General features: G+C 42.0%; 15 protein-coding genes. 13 read left to right on the forward strand and 2 right to left on the reverse strand.

Translation table 11 applies throughout. The features are described 5' to 3' along the window. Nucleotides 1–64 precede the first annotated feature (64 nt). The 3 genes from arcC (at nucleotide 65) to HMPREF2926_RS03725 (ending at nucleotide 3,997) form a co-directional block, all read left to right on the forward strand. Complete coding sequence (arcC, locus tag HMPREF2926_RS03715; protein ID WP_061591112.1) at nucleotides 65–1,009, forward strand: carbamate kinase; 945 nt, start codon at nucleotides 65–67, stop codon at nucleotides 1,007–1,009. A 124-nt stretch (nucleotides 1,010–1,133) separates the two neighbouring features. Further along, a complete protein-coding gene (locus tag HMPREF2926_RS03720) occupies nucleotides 1,134–2,645 on the forward strand; it encodes a YfcC family protein (RefSeq protein ID WP_024055215.1) in 1,512 nt (503 codons plus the stop codon). A 17-nt stretch (nucleotides 2,646–2,662) separates the two neighbouring features. Continuing rightward, nucleotides 2,663–3,997, forward strand: coding sequence for a dipeptidase (locus tag HMPREF2926_RS03725; protein ID WP_070586530.1), 1,335 nt, complete (start codon nucleotides 2,663–2,665; stop codon nucleotides 3,995–3,997). A gap of 29 nt (nucleotides 3,998–4,026) precedes the next feature. On the opposite strand, the gene HMPREF2926_RS03730 is transcribed toward HMPREF2926_RS03725, so the two are convergent. After that, the gene (locus HMPREF2926_RS03730; protein ID WP_003006364.1) at nucleotides 4,027–4,497 is read right to left on the reverse strand and encodes an arginine repressor; all 471 of its coding nucleotides are present in this window, start codon (nucleotides 4,495–4,497) and stop codon (nucleotides 4,027–4,029) included. Between the two features lie 11 nt (nucleotides 4,498–4,508). Continuing rightward, nucleotides 4,509–5,537 carry a tRNA preQ1(34) S-adenosylmethionine ribosyltransferase-isomerase QueA gene (gene queA / locus HMPREF2926_RS03735; protein ID WP_021152881.1) on the reverse strand — a complete coding sequence of 343 codons (1,029 nt, stop codon included), beginning with the start codon at nucleotides 5,535–5,537 and terminating at the stop codon, nucleotides 4,509–4,511. A gap of 307 nt (nucleotides 5,538–5,844) precedes the next feature. Here queA and HMPREF2926_RS03745 point away from each other — a divergent pair, with 307 nt between their 5' ends. The 10 genes from HMPREF2926_RS03745 (at nucleotide 5,845) to alaS (ending at nucleotide 18,098) form a co-directional block, all read left to right on the forward strand. After that, nucleotides 5,845–6,552 (forward strand): glucosamine-6-phosphate deaminase, encoded by a 708-nt coding sequence (locus HMPREF2926_RS03745; RefSeq protein ID WP_070586532.1) that lies wholly within the window; start codon nucleotides 5,845–5,847, stop codon nucleotides 6,550–6,552. A gap of 188 nt (nucleotides 6,553–6,740) precedes the next feature. Further along, on the forward strand, nucleotides 6,741–8,087 hold the full coding sequence (locus HMPREF2926_RS03750) for a DUF1958 domain-containing protein (protein ID WP_070465580.1): 1,347 nt from the start codon (nucleotides 6,741–6,743) through the stop codon (nucleotides 8,085–8,087). A gap of 70 nt (nucleotides 8,088–8,157) precedes the next feature. Further along, on the forward strand, nucleotides 8,158–9,330 hold the full coding sequence (locus tag HMPREF2926_RS03755) for an MFS transporter (protein WP_070586534.1): 1,173 nt from the start codon (nucleotides 8,158–8,160) through the stop codon (nucleotides 9,328–9,330). 167 nt (nucleotides 9,331–9,497) lie between these two features. After that, nucleotides 9,498–10,079, forward strand: coding sequence for an LptM family lipoprotein (locus HMPREF2926_RS03760; protein WP_070586536.1), 582 nt, complete (start codon nucleotides 9,498–9,500; stop codon nucleotides 10,077–10,079). A 73-nt stretch (nucleotides 10,080–10,152) separates the two neighbouring features. Continuing rightward, complete coding sequence (locus tag HMPREF2926_RS03765) at nucleotides 10,153–11,103, forward strand: competence protein CoiA family protein (RefSeq protein WP_070586537.1); 951 nt, start codon at nucleotides 10,153–10,155, stop codon at nucleotides 11,101–11,103. A gap of 72 nt (nucleotides 11,104–11,175) precedes the next feature. After that, a complete protein-coding gene (gene pepF / locus HMPREF2926_RS03770) occupies nucleotides 11,176–12,978 on the forward strand; it encodes an oligoendopeptidase F (RefSeq protein ID WP_070505789.1) in 1,803 nt (600 codons plus the stop codon). Nucleotide 12,979: 1 nt separating this feature from the next. Then, the gene (locus HMPREF2926_RS03775) at nucleotides 12,980–13,699 is read left to right on the forward strand and encodes an O-methyltransferase (protein ID WP_070586540.1); all 720 of its coding nucleotides are present in this window, start codon (nucleotides 12,980–12,982) and stop codon (nucleotides 13,697–13,699) included. Nucleotides 13,700–13,771: 72 nt separating this feature from the next. Next, nucleotides 13,772–14,716, forward strand: coding sequence for a peptidylprolyl isomerase PrsA (gene prsA / locus HMPREF2926_RS03780; protein WP_070586542.1), 945 nt, complete (start codon nucleotides 13,772–13,774; stop codon nucleotides 14,714–14,716). 253 nt (nucleotides 14,717–14,969) lie between these two features. Beyond that, the gene (locus HMPREF2926_RS03785; protein ID WP_070586544.1) at nucleotides 14,970–15,455 is read left to right on the forward strand and encodes an LURP-one-related/scramblase family protein; all 486 of its coding nucleotides are present in this window, start codon (nucleotides 14,970–14,972) and stop codon (nucleotides 15,453–15,455) included. Nucleotides 15,456–15,479: 24 nt separating this feature from the next. Continuing rightward, the gene (gene alaS, locus HMPREF2926_RS03790; protein WP_070586546.1) at nucleotides 15,480–18,098 is read left to right on the forward strand and encodes an alanine--tRNA ligase; all 2,619 of its coding nucleotides are present in this window, start codon (nucleotides 15,480–15,482) and stop codon (nucleotides 18,096–18,098) included. The last annotated feature ends 7 nt before the right edge of the window (nucleotides 18,099–18,105 follow it).

Here is an 18,105-nt window from a genome sequence, read left to right on the forward strand (position 1 = left end):
CAGCTATAGGGGCTGGACTGCTAGCTTTAGTCCTGCCCCTATTTTTTATAGAAAGGGAAAACTTATGTCAAGAAAAATCGTCGTTGCTTTGGGAGGAAATGCTATTCTCTCATCTGATCCTTCTGCTCAAGCTCAACAAGAAGCGCTTGTAGAAACAGCAAAACACTTAGTCAAATTAATCAAAAACGGGGATGACTTGATCATCACTCACGGAAATGGTCCTCAAGTAGGGAACCTCTTGCTTCAACACTTGGCAGCAAACTCTGAAAAGAACCCAGCTTTCCCACTTGATTCTTTAGTTGCTATGACCGAAGGAAGCATTGGCTACTGGCTTCAAAATGCTCTTCAAAATGCTCTTCATGAAGAAGGAATCGAAAAAGATGTGGCTTCTGTTGTGACACAAGTCGTTGTTGATAAGAACGACCCAGCTTTCGTTAACCTCAGCAAACCAATCGGTCCTTTCTACTCAGAAGAAGAAGCAAAAGCAGAAGCTGAAAAATCTGGAGCAACCTTCAAAGAAGATGCTGGTCGTGGCTGGCGTAAAGTTGTTGCTTCACCAAAACCAGTGGATATCAAAGAAATCAATACCATTCGTACTTTGTTGAACGACGGTCAAGTCGTTGTGGCAGCCGGTGGTGGCGGTATCCCAGTTGTGAAAGAAGCAGATGGTAGCTTATCTGGTGTTGAAGCGGTCATCGATAAAGACTTCGCCTCTCAACGTTTGGCTGAATTAGTAGAAGCAGACCTCTTCATCGTCTTGACTGGTGTCGATTATGTCTTTGTGAACTACAACAAACCAGACCAAGCAAAATTGGAACATGTTAATGTGGCTCAATTGGAAGAATATATCAAGCAAGACCAATTTGCACCAGGAAGCATGCTTCCTAAAGTGGAAGCTGCCATTGCCTTCGTCAATGGTCGCCCAGAAGGAAAAGCAGTTATTACATCACTTGAAAACCTTGGCGCTTTGATTGAGTCTGAAAGTGGAACAATCATCCAAAAAGACTAATGAAAAATTAGGAAAAAACTAGTATTTTAAAGCTTATTGTGATAGAATAAATCTATAGGTAAGCGTTTTACAAGATGCTCTTGTAAAACATCACTCACACTTTGTTGCGTTAGGAGGAAGACAAATGAGTGAAAAAACGAAAAAAGGATTTAAGATGCCTTCATCTTTTTCCGTATTGTTAATTATCATTGCTATTATGGCAGTGTTAACTTGGATTATTCCAGCCGGTCAATACAAGGTTGACGATGCAGGTGCTATCATTGCAGGTAGTTATGAATCTGTAAAAGCGCATCCTCAAGGAATTTGGGATGTTTTGATGGCCCCAATCAATGCCATGCTTGGTAAAGCACCAACTAGTGCAGCGATTGACGTAGCCTTCTTCATCTTGATGGTCGGTGGTTTCCTTGGAGTTGTGAACGAAACAGGTACCCTTGATGTAGGGATTGCTTCTATCGTTCGTAAATACAAAGGCCGCGAAAAAATGTTGATTTTGATCTTGATGCCATTGTTTGCCCTTGGTGGTACAACTTATGGTATGGGTGAAGAAACCATGGCCTTCTATCCACTTCTTGTACCTGTTATGATGTCCGTTGGTTTTGACAGCTTGACAGGGGTAGCCATTATCCTTTTAGGATCACAAATCGGATGTTTGGCGTCAACATTGAACCCATTTGCGACAGTTATCGCATCTGATACTGCAGGTATCTCAAGTGCTTCAGGTCTCTTACTTCGTGTGATCTTCTGGATCGTATTGACAGGACTTAGCACATACTATGTATACCGTTATGCAGATAAGGTTCAAAAAGACCCAACCAAATCTCTCACCTATGCAACTCGTGAAGAAGATTTGAAACACTTCAATGTTGATAGTGGCGAAGAAATTCCTTCACAAATGAACAAGAAACAAAAACGTGTCTTGGTCGTCTTCATCTCAACATTCGTTATCATGGTTGCTGGATTTATCCCATTCAAAGATTTGGGTATTAAATTCTTTGAAACCTTCAACGAATCTCTCCATAAAATTCCAGTACTTGGTCAATTGGTCGGTAACACAGATGCTCTTGGTACATGGTACTTCCCACAAACAGCTATGCTCTTTGCCTTCATGGGAATCCTTGTTGGTATCATTTATGGCTTGAAAGAAGATAAAATCATTTCATCTTTCATGAATGGTGCAGCTGACCTCTTGAGTGTTGCTCTTATCGTAGCGGTAGCACGTGGTATCCAAGTCATCATGAACGACGGTATGATCACTGCGACAATTCTTCACTGGGGTGAAGAAGGACTGAAAGGTCTTTCATCTCAATTGTTCATTGTCTTGACTTACATTTTCTACTTGCCAATGTCATTCTTGATCCCATCATCATCTGGTCTTGCCAGTGCAACAATGGGTATCATGGCACCTCTTGGTAAATTCGTCAATGTACCAGGTAGCTTGATTGTCACAGCTTACCAATCTGCATCTGGTGTCTTGAACTTGATCGCACCAACTTCAGGTATCGTAATGGGAGCTCTTGCTCTTGGACGTGTTGACTTGAGTGCATGGTGGAAATTCATGGGTAAATTGGTCGTAGCGATTGTTGTGATCACCATTGCCCTTCTTCTACTAGGAACTGTGGTTCCATTCTTGCAATAGAATAAAGTAGGTGTTTCATGAAAAATAGAATAAAGAACGATGTAAAAGAGCAGTATTTAAACTCGCTTCAAACCATCATTTCTTACCCCTCAGTATTAAACGAAGGGGAAAATGGAACACCGTTTGGACAAGCTATCCAAGATGTCCTAGAAAAAACCTTAGAGCTTGCTCGAGAATTAGGTTTTCAAACATATATAGATCCTGAAGGATACTATGGATATGCAGAGATCGGTCAGGGGGAAGAACTCCTGGCCGTTCTTTGTCACTTGGATGTTGTTCCAGCCGGTGATCTAAAAGATTGGCAAACGCCACCTTTTGAAGCGACCATTGTCGGTGACTATCTAGTAGGTCGTGGTGTGCAGGATGATAAGGGGCCGTCACTCGCTGCCCTCTATGCAGTTAAGAGTTTACTGGATGATGGCATCCAGTTTACCAAACGAATCCGCTTTATTTTTGGGACGGATGAAGAAACCTTGTGGCGCTGTATGAACCGCTACAACCAAATCGAAGAGCAAGCAGATCTTGGATTTGCACCGGATTCTTCTTTCCCATTAACCTATGCTGAAAAAGGCTTATTACAAGTGAAATTGCATGGTCCAGGTTGGGATGATCTTCCCTTACAGGCTGGTCAGGCCCTCAATGTTGTTCCAGACAAGGCGACCTATGCTGGTCATCGTTTGGAAGAGTTGCTTCCTGTTTTGGATCAAAGTGAGGTTCAGTATAGCCAAACAGAAGATTCTGTAACTGTTTTGGGTGTTTCCAAGCACTCTAAAGATGCAGCTGAAGGAGTGAATGCTATTGTCGGTTTAGCGGAAAGTTTATCCCTCATCCAACCCCATCCAGCTTTGCTCTTTATCGCAGATGCAGTTGGTGAGGATGCAACTGGTGAGGCTCTATTTGGCCCTATTTCAGATGAACCAAGTGGCGATCTTTCCTTTAATCTTGCGACCCTTGTGATCGATCAAGAACAATCGGAAATCGGGATTGATATCCGGATCCCCGTCTTAGCAGATAAGGATGCCTTGGTAGCTCGTTTGCAAGAAATTGCAGCTAGCTATCAGTTGGAATATGAAGAGTTTGATTATCTGGCTCCTTTATATGTTCCTTTGGATAGTCCTTTAGTCAGCTCTTTGATGGCCGTCTATCAGGAAGAAACTGGTGATAAGACACCAGCTATGTCTTCTGGTGGTGCGACATTTGCGCGGACAATGGGAAATTGTGTCGCTTTTGGGGCTCTTTTCCCAGGTGCAGAACAGACCGAGCACCAAGCCAATGAACGAGCAAAAATTGACGATCTCTATGCTGCGATGGAAATCTATCGAGAAGCCATTCAACGCTTAGCTACAACATAAAAAGTTTGGAAACTTGGTTTCCAAACTTTTTATTTACTAAAGAAGAAGGGTGGGGTGAATTCTTTTAATTTTTCAAAGCAATCCAAAGCTCCTTGGTTGTCTTCGCAGATAACCAAACAGACATCATCTCCACAGATGGTGGCTACAATTTCTTGGAGTTCCAATGCATCTAAGATAGCTCCAAAGGATTGGGCCAAACCTGGAAGAGTTTTTACAACGACCTGGTTTTGAACGGGCCGTAACATGACTAAGGCATCTTCCATATACATCCGCAGGCGCTTTTCCCAACGGGAAGGAGCGATGGTGTTCATGGCATAGTAGGAACTATCCCCCTCGTTAATTTTTACCAAATTCAAGGATTTGACATCCCGTGAAAGGGTGGACTGGGTAACGAGAACGCCATTGGCTTCTAAGGCTTCTTGGAGTTCTTGTTGGGTATGAATCCTACGCTCAGAAATGATCGAGCGGATCAAGCGGTGGCGACTTTCAATTTTATTCATGAGAGACTCCTTTACTTGATGAACATGGCATCCCCAAAGCTGAAGAAACGGTAGCGTTCTTGAATAGCATGGTGGTATGCTTCGAGGGTTAATTCACGGCCAGCAAAGGCAGAAACCAACATGACCAGAGTTGATTTTGGAAGGTGGAAGTTGGTTGAAAAGGCATCGACGACTTTCCATTCATAACCTGGTTTGATAAAGATATTGGTCCAACCTGAATCGGCTTGGATATCTCCATCAAATTTATTGCCAATCGTTTCAAGGGTTCGAATAGAAGTCGTTCCGACGGCCACAATGCGTTTTCCTGCAGCTTTTACCTGACGAAGGGTCGCAGCAGCTTCTTCAGAAAGTTGGTAGAATTCAGAGTGCATCTCATGGTCTTCAAGATTGTCCACGGATACTGGACGGAAGGTTCCTAGGCCTACATGAAGGGTCAAATAGACCAGGTGAACCCCTTTTGCTTCAATCTTTTGGAGCAATTCTTGGGTGAAATGAAGACCTGCCGTTGGAGCTGCAGCAGAACCATTTTCTTTGGCGTAAACGGTTTGGTAGCGCTCGCGGTCAGCAAGCTTTTCGTGAATATAGGGAGGAAGTGGCATTTCACCAAGGCTTTCCAAAACTTCTAAAAAGATCCCTTGGTAGTGGAAGCGAACGATGCGGCCTCCGTGTTCCAATTCTTCCTCGACAGTTGCGGTCAAACGACCATCTCCGAAGATGACTGTAGCCCCTACCTTTAAGCGTTTTGCAGGTTTTGCCAAGACTTCCCAACAGTCATCTTGCGTATTTTTAAGGAGAAGGAATTCGACGTGACCACCTGTTTCTGGTTTGACTCCATGAAGACGGGCAGGGAGCACGCGCGTATTGTTCATGACAAGAGCATCTCCTGGCTCCAATTCATCCAAAATTGCATCAAAATGACGGTCTTGGAATTGCCCTGTTTTTCGATCAAGGATCAAGAGTTTAGAGGCATCTCGTTTTTCAAGAGGGGTTTGGGCAATCAGTTCTTCAGGCAAATCAAAGTCAAAGTCGTTGGTATTCATTTGCGCTCCTTTTATACTAAATTTGTGAGTAGATAGATGGTAGTCCCGACCGCTAAGAGCATCAGGCAGATTCCCATCAAAAAGATCAGGACCTTGAGAATCTTTCTTTGATGAATCAAGAAAGATAAGAGAAAGACAAGGAGTCCGATCAAAAAAATGATGAATAATAGTGATACAATCATACCTTTCATTATATCACGAATCGACTTGAAAATGAAAAAAATGCCAGAAAAAGATAGCGGTTTCACTTGACAAAAATTGGTCTATACCATATAATAAAAGCATAGAGAAATAGGAGGTCTATCCAATGAACATTATTGAAGTAAAGGACCAAATTGAGGGTGGAAAAGTTGCCTTTGATATATTGAAAGAAACTTTAAAGGAAGGTGCTCAAACCTTAGGTCTTGCGACTGGAAGCAGTCCCCTTGAGTTTTATAAACAAATTCGTGAAAGTGATCTGGATCTGTCTAATCTAATCAGTGTGAACTTAGATGAATACGTAGGATTGACGGGAGATGATCCTCAATCTTATCGGTATTTCATGGAGAAAAATCTCTTTGATGCCAAACCATTCAAAGAAAGCTATCTCCCATCAGGTGTAGAAGAATCTGCCGATCAAGAAGTGATCCGTTATAACAAAATACTCGAAGAGCATCCAGTGGACCTCCAAATCTTGGGAATCGGACGCAATGGGCATATCGGTTTTAATGAGCCAGGGACATCCTTTGATAGTCAGACCCACTTAGTTCAGTTGGATGACTCTACCATTGAGGCCAATTCTCGTTTCTTTGATAAGATCGAAGATGTACCAACCCAAGCCATTTCGATGGGGATTGCCAATATCTTAGCTGCGAAATCAATTGTCTTGTTTGCTTATGGGGAATCAAAAGCCCAAGCAATCAAAGGTACAGTAGAGGGTGAAAGGACAGAAAAAGTGCCAGCTAGTGCCCTTCAAGGACATCCAAATGTGACCATTATTGCGGATAAGGAAGCCTTGAGCTTGTTAAGTCGATAAAAAACAGGACCTATCGCCGATTTATTCGGGCCAGATAGGTTTTTTTCTGCTTCAAAATATGGTACAATACAAGTAATTATCTGCTGGGATTAGCTCTTTTCATCTACTGGGAGACAAGAGGAAAGGGCATGAGGGCTAGAAGCTTATTTTAGCCTCCAGCTGATTAGTCTGTTATAAAGGAAAAGTTTATGATAAAAAAATATTTGATCCATATTTGCCTCCTTATGAGTCTCTTATGCCAGCCAATTCTAGCGAGTGCGGATGAATTGGTGGATATGGCGCAAAAGATGTATCCAAATGACAATGTCCAAGCCATTAACCGTCCACATTCTTCGCTTATTATTGACGGAAATACGGGCAATGTTCTTTGGAAAGACAATATCGATGAAGTCAGAGATCCTGCCAGCATGAGTAAGCTCATGACGCTCTATCTCTTGTTTGAAGATATGGCAAATGGCAAGATCAGTAAGGATACAGTGATCAAGGCGACCGCTTCAGACCAAGCGATCGGAAAGATCTATGAGATCTCCAACAATAATATTGTTGCTGGGGTAGACTACACAATTCCTGAGTTGATTACCATGACAGTGGTTCCATCCTCAAATGTATCGACCCTCATGTTGGCCAATCTCATGTCCAACAATGATCCAGATGCCTTTATCGAGCGCATGAATGCCAAGGCTAAGGAATTAGGGATGACCAATACGGTCTGGAATAACCCGAGTGGGGCGGCCATCTCCACCTTGCAGGGCTACTATCAGGTCAACAATTATCCAAATGATGCGGCCAACCAGACAACTGCGCGTGATTTAGGGATTCTGGTTTATCATTTTATCAATCAATACCCAGATATTTTAAACTATACCAATCAAGCACAAGTCACGGTCAAAAAAGGGACTCCATATGAGGAAACCTTTGATACCTACAATTATTCATTGCCAGGAGCCAAGTATGCCTTGAAAGGTGTGGATGGTTTGAAAACTGGTTCAAGCCCTCGTGGAGCTTTCAACTATATCGCGACCATCAAACGGGGCAATCAGCGCTTAATTGCTGTCATTATGGGCGTAGGAGATTGGGCAGACCAAGATGGGGAATATTACCGTCACCCGTTTGGCAATGCCTTGATCGAAAAAGCCTATAAAGATTTTGGCTATAAAAAATTGCTAGATGCAGGTGTCCAGAAGATTGACGGCAAGACCTATACACTTGAAAAACCCTTCTATGCAACGGTCAAAAGAGGTGCTAAAGAACCGACCCTTGCGGTAAAAGATGGCTATCTGACAGTAGATAATGATCTCTACACCTTGTCTGAAGGTATCCGAGATGATATGAAGGTAGAAGAAGGGGCAAAGCCAGAGCTTGTCAAAGAAACAGCAAGTGGGAAAAAGCCAACGGCTAAGCACAGTAAATGGCTTTCGCTGGATCACTTCCTGATCTTGATTCCAATTCTCATTCTTGTCATCATTCTCTCGATTGAAAAACAAAGTCGTGAGAGACGCAAAAAAGAGGCTCAAAAGCGCTATAATAAAGAGTAAAATAAAACCTAACTGATTGTCAGTTGGGTTTTGTCATTGTCTCATTCCGATATTTTTAGAAAGGATTCATATGAAAAAATTCCGAAATTCTTATGCGGCTTATATGTTGCTCTATAGTTTTTATTTTATGTCCACATCTCTCTTTACGACCCTCATTTCTGTCTATTTGATGGGAAAGCACTATGGTGCAACCCAAGTGTCGACCTTGGTATCGGTTGCTTTTTTCTTATCCATGGTAGCCCAACCCTTCTTTGGTTATATCAATGAGCGATTTGGAATCGTAAAAATGACGACCCTCAGTCTGAGTGTGATCATTGGTGGTGTCTTCGGTTTTCTTTGGGCCCCCAATCTCTTTTGGCTGACCGTTTTTTATGGGATTGTTCTGGTCTGTTTGAATGGGACAGCTCCCATGATGGAAGTATTTGCAACGCAAAGTCCATACGCTTTTGGGAAGATTCGCGTTTGGGGAACCATTGGCTACTCGGTCGGTGTCCAAATAGCCGGCTGGGTCTATCATCAGTTTAGCCCCCAAGCTGTCTATTATACGGTTTTGATCACCATTGTATTGAGTCTCTTCTGCCTAAGTGCGGTTCGAATGAAGAAAAAAGAGACAGTCGTAGAAAAGGAAAAACACCCTGTCTCTATTCGTCCTCTTCTTCACAATGGACCTTATCTCTTCTTTATTGTGTTGATTGGCTTGGCTTTAGGGGTTGGAAATATTGGTCATACCTATATTCCTGAGCTGCTCATGGATAGTGGTCTACCAGTTCATATTGCCTCAACAGTTGTGGCTATCTCCGTCGTAGTGGAAGCCCCCTTGATCTTTTTCTCTGATCGATTCATGGACCACTGGCCTTTACGGGTTTTGATCGCTCTTCCAATTGGAATTATTTTCGCTCAATATGCTGTCTATGCTTTTCCAAGTCCTGTCTTCTTAAAAGTGATAATGACTCTCTTAGCCAAGCATACAACAGGGATGGTTTTGATTATGGTCTCCTTACGGTTTATTGCCCAACAGGTGAATGGCAAAGACTTGGTTCTTGCCATGGCCATTGTCCAAGGAGCTCGTTATTTAGGAACCATTCTTTTACAACCCCTCGCAGCCCTCTGTATTGAAAGAGGTGGTTACCAAGTCATGAGTTTCTTTTTAGCAGGGGTTGTAGGGATCGTCTTTTTGCTGAGCTTTGCCTTAAAAATGCCCCAAGGGAAAGCTCACGGACTTTTTGGTGGCAAAGTAGACTAATGAAATTGTTAAAATTGTATGACTAATCATCGAGGAGTTGGACAGAAACACTGATTTCACAGTGTTTTGTCCAACTTTTTTGCTATTATTAAGAACTAGTGATTAATTTGACAGTCAAAGTATTCGATGGTAGAATGAGGTAAAATAAATATAAAGGAGACCATTTTATGAAAAAAATGATCTTATCGACAGCTGCTCTTTTGACGATTGTTTCCCTTGCTGCTTGTTCAAATAAACAAGACACAAAGAAGGAAACTTCAAATAGTCAATCAACTACTAAAGTGACGAGCAAATCTGCCAACACTTCAAAAAGCAAGGATACTTCAACAGATTCAGAAGAGACTTCATCTTCTAGCCTCTTAACAGACGCTGAAATCAGCAAGGCTAAAACAGTTGGAGACTTTAAAAAGTTGTTTGCAAAATTAATGGATCAATCTGTTTCTATTACTGAAGAAGCAGGTACTTCTGTGACAGGTTCTGCAAAAGAACAATACGATGCAATGATTAGTACCTTAAAGCAAGGATTAGAAAACCAAAAAGATATCTTTAATGAAGGCTTGGAAAGCATCGGTTCAGATAGCACAGTCGTTCCTAAAGAAGACCGTGAAGCTTTGATCGAAATCTTGAAAGATGCTCGTGAAGAGTTGGAAAGTACTCGTAAAGAAATGAAAGATATGCAGAAAGAATTGAGTAAATCTCCTGTTGCTGATGATTCTAGTGACGATTCAGACTCAGATTCTGACGAATAATAGCAAAAAAAGGTTGGAAATTTCCAGCCTTTTTCTTATTTTTTTCGAATGATATAGATGAGGAGGTGGGGCTATGTTTATTGCTATGGATAACAATCAAAAGCGGTGGAACTGTATGGAAGAGATCCCAGCTGTGACAGAAGGTCCCTTCTATTGCTTAGCTTGTCATAGTCCAGTGCGTCTAAAAAATGGCTCGGTTCTACGGGCTCATTTTGCTCATGTAAAATTACAGCATTGTCCCTACCATCACGAAGCTGAGAGTTTTGAACATCTGGAATTGAAAGCCAGTCTTTATGATTGGGCCTCTAAGGAGTCTCATACAGAAGTAGAAAGTTATTTAGCAGATTTTCAACAAATTGCTGATCTTTTGGTAGTAGACAAGAATTTAGCTTTGGAAGTGCAGTGCAGCCCCCTATCTTTAGAACGCTTGAAGGAGAGAAGCGATGCGTATAGAGCCAACGGTTACCAGGTCTATTGGTTACTTGGTAAAAAGTTGTGGCTCAAGGAAAGACTAACAAAGCTACAGGCTGGCTTTCTTTATTTTAGTCAGAATCGCGGGTTCCATCTTTGGGAATTGGATTTGACAAAGAAAGAGCTACGTCTGCAATACCTCATCCATGAGGATTTGAGAGGGCGATTGCATTATCAAACAGAAATTTTCCCTTTTGGTCAAAGGTCCTTACTAGAAGTTTTACGGATTCCTTATCTTTCGCAACCCATGCAACAAATGGCAGTCGAGCTCGATCGTACATTTTTAACCTATATACAGCAGCAACTCTTTTATCGTCACCCAAAGTGGCTGAAGCTTCAGGAAGAACTCTATTTACAGGGACACCATCTGATGGAACTGGAGCTAGATTTCTTTTATCCTCTTTGTCGTCCGATCCTTTCACAGAACTTGCTTCAAATTGAAGAGGATGTAGAAGATTACTACCAGCAGTTTATGACCTATTATCAGTCGCAAGGGATCCAACCTGTTCAGATCCTCTATCCCCCACGTTTTTATGCTCAACAGAAAAGCTAACTTTCTAAGATAGAAATCCTCCCGAAATGTTCATTTTTATGCTAAAATAGTACCATTGGAGGATTAATCGAAATGGTAAAACAACGTAATGAAATTGATGAAAAATACCAATGGGATTTGTCGACAATTTTTGCGACAGATCAAGCTTGGGAAGAAGAAGCAGCTAGCTTAGCTGCAGATATTAAAGCAGCAAGCCACTATGCTGGTCATTTATTGGATTCAGCGCAAACACTTTTGGATACAACCAATGCATATTTGGAATTGAGCCGTCGTTTGGAAAAGGTCTACGTCTATGCTCATATGAAAAATGACCAAGATACACGTGTGGCTAAATACCAAGAGTACCAATCAAAAGGGATGTCTCTTTATAGCTTGTTGGGTGAAACCTTTGCCTTCTATGAGCCTGAATTCATGGCCATTACGGATGAGCAGTACAAAGCTTTTGTGAGTGAGGTTCCGGCCTTGGAACAATATGGTCATTATTTTGATCGTTTGCTAGAGAAAAAAGAACATGTCTTGTCTCAAAAAGAAGAGGAATTACTTGCAGGAGCTGGTGAGATCTTTGCGGCTGGTGGGGAAACCTTTGAAATCTTGGACAATGCAGATATTGTTTTCCCAACTGTGCATGATGACAAGGGCGAAGAAGTTCAATTAACCCATGGAAACTATATTTCTTTGGTAGAATCAAAAGATCGTGCCGTTCGTAAAGAAGCTTACGAAGGCCTCTACAAGGTTTATGAACAGTACCAACATACCTATGCTAAAACCTTGCAAACCAATGTGAAAGTTCACAACTTTAATGCCAAAGTTCGCAAATTCTCATCTGCCCGTGAAGCGGCCCTTTCTGAAAACTTTGTACCAGAAAGTGTTTATGATAGCTTGGTAGCAGCTGTGAACAAACATTTGCCACTCTTGCAACGTTATGTGCAATTGCGTTCAAAAATTCTTGGAATCTCAGACTTGAAGATGTACGATATGTATACGCCATTATCCGATACAGACTACAAGTTTACCTATGAAGAATCGTTGGCCAAAGCAGAAGAAGTCTTGGCCGTTTTGGGTGAGGACTACCTTTCTCGTGTGAAACGTGCCTTTAGCGAACGGTGGATTGATGTGCATGTCAACCAAGGAAAACGATCAGGTGCTTATTCAGGTGGTTCTTATGATACCAATGCCTTCATGTTGTTGAACTGGCAAGATACATTGGATAATCTCTTCACCTTGGTGCATGAAACTGGTCACAGTATGCATTCTAGCTATACCCGTGAAACCCAGCCTTATGTCTATGGGGACTATTCCATCTTCCTTGCCGAAATCGCCTCTACAACCAATGAAAATATACTGACCGAACGTCTGTTAGAAGAAGTAGAAGACGATGCAACTCGTTTTGCTATTTTGAATCACTTCTTGGATGGCTTCCGTGGAACCGTCTTCCGTCAAACTCAGTTTGCCGAATTTGAGCATGCCATTCACAAAGCAGACCAAGAAGGTACGGTATTGACTAGTGAGTTCTTGAACAACCTTTATGCAGAGCTCAATGAAAAATACTATGGTCTTTCAAAAGATGACAACCCTGAAATCCAGTATGAATGGGCTCGGATTCCTCACTTCTACTATAACTACTATGTTTTCCAATATTCAACAGGGTTTGCAGCAGCTTCAGCCTTAGCTGAAAAAATTGTTCATGGAACACAAGAAGATCGTGATAAATATATCGACTACTTGAAGGCCGGAAACTCTGATTATCCACTCAACGTCATCCGTAAAGCAGGTGTGGATATGGAAAAAGAAGACTATTTGGACGCAGCCTTTGCGGTCTTCGAACGTCGGTTGAATGAATTTGAAGCCCTAGTAGAAAAATTAGGACTCGCATAAGATGGTAGAGTCTTATAGTAAAAATGCCAACCACAATATGCGCCGGCCAGTGGTTAAAGACGAGATCGTTGACTTTATGCGCACGCGTCAAAAACCGGTAGTAGGTGCCTTGGAGGAGTTAGAAGCATTTGCCCGCAAGGAAAATATTCCGATTATTCCGCATGAAACGGTAGCTTATTTTAGACTACTCCTGCAAGCCCTACAACCAAAGAAAATCCTTGAAATTGGGACGGCAATTGGGTTTTCAGCGCTCTTAATGGCTGAAAATGCTCCCGATGCACAAATTACCACTATTGATCGGAATGAAGAGATGATTGGCTTTGCCAAGGAAAATCTGGCTAAATACGATCAAAGAAAACAAATCACCTTGCTTGAAGGAGATGCAGTAGATGTCTTGCAGGATTTAACAGAGACTTATGACTTTGTCTTTATGGACTCTGCTAAGTCTAAATACATCGTCTTTTTGCCACGAATTCTCGAACTCTTAGAGGTTGGGGGAATCGTGGTACTGGATGATATTTTCCAAGGAGGAGATGTTGCCAAGGACATCATGGAAGTGCGTCGTGGGCAACGAACCATTTACCGGGGGCTTCAAAATCTCTTTCATGCGACTCTCAATCATCCAGATTTGACCGCTAGTTTGGTGCCACTTGGAGATGGTATTTTGATGATTCGGAAAAATGCAGAGACGGTAACCTTGCCAGATCCTAGCTCTTTTTAGGTAAATTTAAGGTATTCTCTCTAATTTGTGGTAAAATAGAATAAGTTTAAAAAGGAACGGAGAATAATTTTCATGAAGAAAAAACTTGTAGCGGGTGCTGTGACCTTGCTATCAGTCGTAACACTAGCAGCGTGTGCCAATGGCACAAACAAAGATATCGTGACCATGAAAGGGGACACGATCACAGTTTCTGATTTCTATAATGAAATCAAAACCAACCAAGGTGCTCAACAAGTTCTTTTCCAAATGACCATCAATAAAGTCTTTGAAAAAGAATATGGATCAAAAGTTTCTGATAAAGAAGTCGATAAAGAATTGGCTAAACAAAAGAAACAATTAGGTAACCAATTCGATGCATACTTGGCGCAACAAGGCTTGACGGAAGAAACAGCGAAGAAACAAATCCGTAGCAATATGTTGTTGGAATATGCAGTCAACCAAGCGGCTAAGAAAGATATCAAAGAGTCTGACTACAAGGCGGCTTTTGAATCTTACACACCAGAAGTAACAGCACAAATTATCAAGTTGGATTCAGAAGACAAAGCAAAAGAAGTGTTGGAAGCAGCTAAAGCGGAAGGTGCAGATTTTGCCCAAATCGCCAAAGACAATTCGACAGATACTGCTACAAAAGACAAAGGTGGCGAAGTTAAGTTCGATTCAGGAACAGCAGATATCCCATCTCAAGTCAAAGAAGCAGCCTTTAAGTTGGATGAAAACGGTATTTCAGATGTGATCACAGTTTCAGCAGGTCAAAACTATTCTGCTAGCTACTATATTGTCAAATTGAATAAGAAGACAGAAAAAGGTTCTGACTGGAAGAAATACGAAAAACGTTTGAAAGAGATCATTGTTGACGGTCGTAAGCAAGATACTAACTACATCCGTAGTATTATTGCAAAAGCGATGACCAATGCCAATATCAAGGTCAAAGATGATGCCTTCAAATCAACATTCAACCAATATTTGCAAAATATCGGTGTTGAAACAAGTGATAGCAGCTCATCATCTAAAAAATAGTTGACTGTTCCTTTTGGAACTTGTATAATGAAATAGTTGAGAATAAATCATTGTTACTCGGAATCAGAGAAGTGGCGGGGGTGCGAGCCATGGAAGAGAAATGATTTTGCTACTCGGCTGAGACAATTGCATATAAAATGAAGAATGACAAGTTCATTGAATGAAGGTGGTACCGCGGTTTTTCGCCCTTCGTTTAGTGGCTTGTCTTTTGTTTATGGGCAGTTGTCTGGAGCTTTTTAAAGGAGATCAAAAGATGCGAACCTATCAAGTGAAACAAAAATTTCGATTGGGTGGCGAGCGGTTCGATATCAAAGATGAGTTGGGAAATGTTGAGTACCAGGTTGAAGGATCTTTTCTTAAGATTCCCAAGACTTTTACCATCTACGATAAGAATGGACAAGAAGTGAGCCATATCACCAAAAAAACAATCAGCTTTCTTCCCAAGTTTGTGGTTGAGTTGAAGGATGGGGATTGCTTTTTTATCCATAAAAAGCTGACGCTCTTCAGGGATAAATACGATATCGAAGATTTGGGACTTCGGGTACAGGGAAATATCTGGGACCTAGAATTCAAATTGTTTGATGATCGGGATCAAATCGTCGCTGAGATTAGCAAGGAACTCTTTCATCTAACCTCTACCTACCAAGTATCGGTGTATGAGGAAGAATACGCTGATTTAGTCATCTCACTTTGTGTCGCCATCGATTATGTCGAAATGTTAGAAGCTAGCGCAAATTAATCTTAAAAAAATTAGGAGAAAAATATGAAACAATTATCTAGTGCACAAGTCCGTCAAATGTGGCTTGATTTCTGGGCAAGCAAAGGCCACTCTGTAGAACCATCTGTTAGCTTGGTTCCAGTAAACGACCCAACGCTTTTGTGGATTAACTCAGGGGTTGCCACTCTTAAAAAATACTTCGATGGAACCATCAAACCTGAAAACCCACGGATTACTAATGCTCAAAAAGCTATCCGTACCAACGATATCGAAAACGTAGGGAAGACTGCTCGTCACCATACCATGTTTGAAATGTTGGGGAACTTCTCTATCGGAGATTACTTCCGTGATGAAGCCATTACTTGGGCTTATGAGCTTTTGACAAGTCCGGAATGGTTTGATTTCCCTAAAGACAAACTTTACATGACCTATTACCCTGACGACAAAGATTCATACAACCGTTGGATCGCTGTTGGTGTAGATCCAAGTCACTTAATCCCAATCGAAGACAACTTCTGGGAAATCGGTGCGGGACCTTCTGGGCCAGATACAGAAATCTTCTTTGACCGTGGAGAAGCCTTTGACCCTGAAAATATCGGTCTTCGTCTGCTTGCAGAAGATATCGAAAACGACCGTTACATCGAAATTTGGAACATTGTCTTGTCACAATTTAACGCTGACCCTGCTGTTCCTCGTAGCGAATACAAGGAATTGCCACACAAGAACATTGATACGGGTGCTGGTTTGGAACGTTTGGTAGCCGTTATCCAAGGGGCGAAGACTAACTTTGAAACAGACCTCTTCATGCCAATCATCCGTGAAGTAGAAAAGATGTCTGGTAAAACCTATGATCCAGATGGCGATAACATGAGCTTCAAGGTGATAGCTGACCACATCCGTTCGCTTTCATTTGCGATTGGAGATGGGGCTCTTCCTGGTAATGAAGGACGCGGTTACGTTCTTCGTCGTCTCCTCCGTCGTGCTTCCATGCATGGTCAAAAATTGGGGATTGAAGGAACCTTCTTGTATAAATTGGTTCCAACCGTTGGGAAGATCATGGAAAGTTACTACCCAGAAGTACTTGAAAAACAAGACTTTATCGAAAAAATTATCAAGAGTGAAGAAGAGTCATTTGCTCGTACTTTGAATTCTGGTCAACACTTTGCCCAAACCATCGTTGAAGACTTGAAAGCCAAAGGTCAAACAGTGATTGCTGGTCAAGATGTCTTTAAACTTTATGATACATACGGATTCCCAGTAGAATTGACAGAAGAAATCGCTGAAGAAGCTGGAATGACAGTCGATCGTGAAGGTTTTGAAGCAGCTATGAAGGAACAACAAGAACGGGCGCGTGCATCTGCTGTCAAAGGTGGATCCATGGGGATGCAAAATGAAACCCTTCAAAACATTACAGTTGAAAGTAGCTTCAACTACAATGCTAGTCAATTGCCTTCTAAGTTGGTGGCTATCGTAGCAGATAATGCAGAAGTAGAAGCTGTTTCAGAAGGAACTGCATCACTGATCTTTGCAGAAACTCCATTCTATGCTGAAATGGGTGGACAAGTTGCGGACCATGGTCAAATCTTGGATGCTGCAGGAAACGTCGTAGCGACTGTGACAGACGTTCAAAAAGCACCAAATGGACAACCACTTCATACTGTTGAAGTTCTTGCTCCTCTTGCCTTGAACCAAGAATACACTTTGGCGATCGATACCAATCGTCGTCATCGTGTCATGAAGAACCACACTGCAACTCACTTGCTCCATGCGGCTCTTCACAATATCCTTGGTAACCACGCAACCCAAGCAGGATCTCTCAATGAAGTAGAATTCCTTCGCTTTGACTTTACCCACTTCCAAGCCGTGACTCCAGAAGAATTGCGTGCTATTGAGCAACAAGTCAATGAAAAGATTTGGGAAGCGATCGCAGTCGAAACGATTGAAACAGATATCGATACTGCTAAAGAAATGGGAGCTATGGCCCTCTTTGGTGAGAAATACGGTAAGGAAGTTCGCGTAGTCACTATCGGGGACTACTCTGTTGAGCTCTGTGGTGGTACCCACGTAGGCAATACTTCTGAAATTGGACTCTTCAAGATTGTCAAAGAAGAAGGGATCGGATCAGGAACTCGTCGTATCTTGGCAGTGACTGGTAAGGAAGCCTTCGAAGCTTATCGTGAACAAGAAGATGCACTGAAAGCAGTCGCAGCAACCTTGAAAGCACCTCAACTCAAAGAAGTACCTCACAAGGTTGAAGGACTTCAAGAACAACTCCGTCAATTGCAAAAAGAAAATGCAGAATTGAAGGAAAAAGCAGCAGCAGCAGCAGCAGGCGATGTCTTCAAGAATGTTCAAGAAGCAAATGGCCACCGTTACATTGCCAGCCAAGTTTCTGTATCAGATGCAGGTGCTCTTCGTACCTTTGCCGATAACTGGAAACAAAAAGACTACTCTGATGTGCTTGTTCTTGTCGCAGCCATCGGTGACAAGGTCAATGTCCTTGTAGCCAGCAAGACAAAAGAGATCCATGCAGGTAATGTGATCAAAGAATTGGCTCCAATCGTCGATGGACGTGGTGGTGGTAAACCAGACATGGCCATGGCAGGAGGAAGCAACCAAGCGAAAATCCAAGAATTGTTGGATGCCGTATCAGGTAAATTGTAATAATGGA

Origin of the sequence: Streptococcus sp. HMSC078D09, assembly GCF_001813675.1 — a bacterium.
Classification (GTDB): domain Bacteria; phylum Bacillota; class Bacilli; order Lactobacillales; family Streptococcaceae; genus Streptococcus.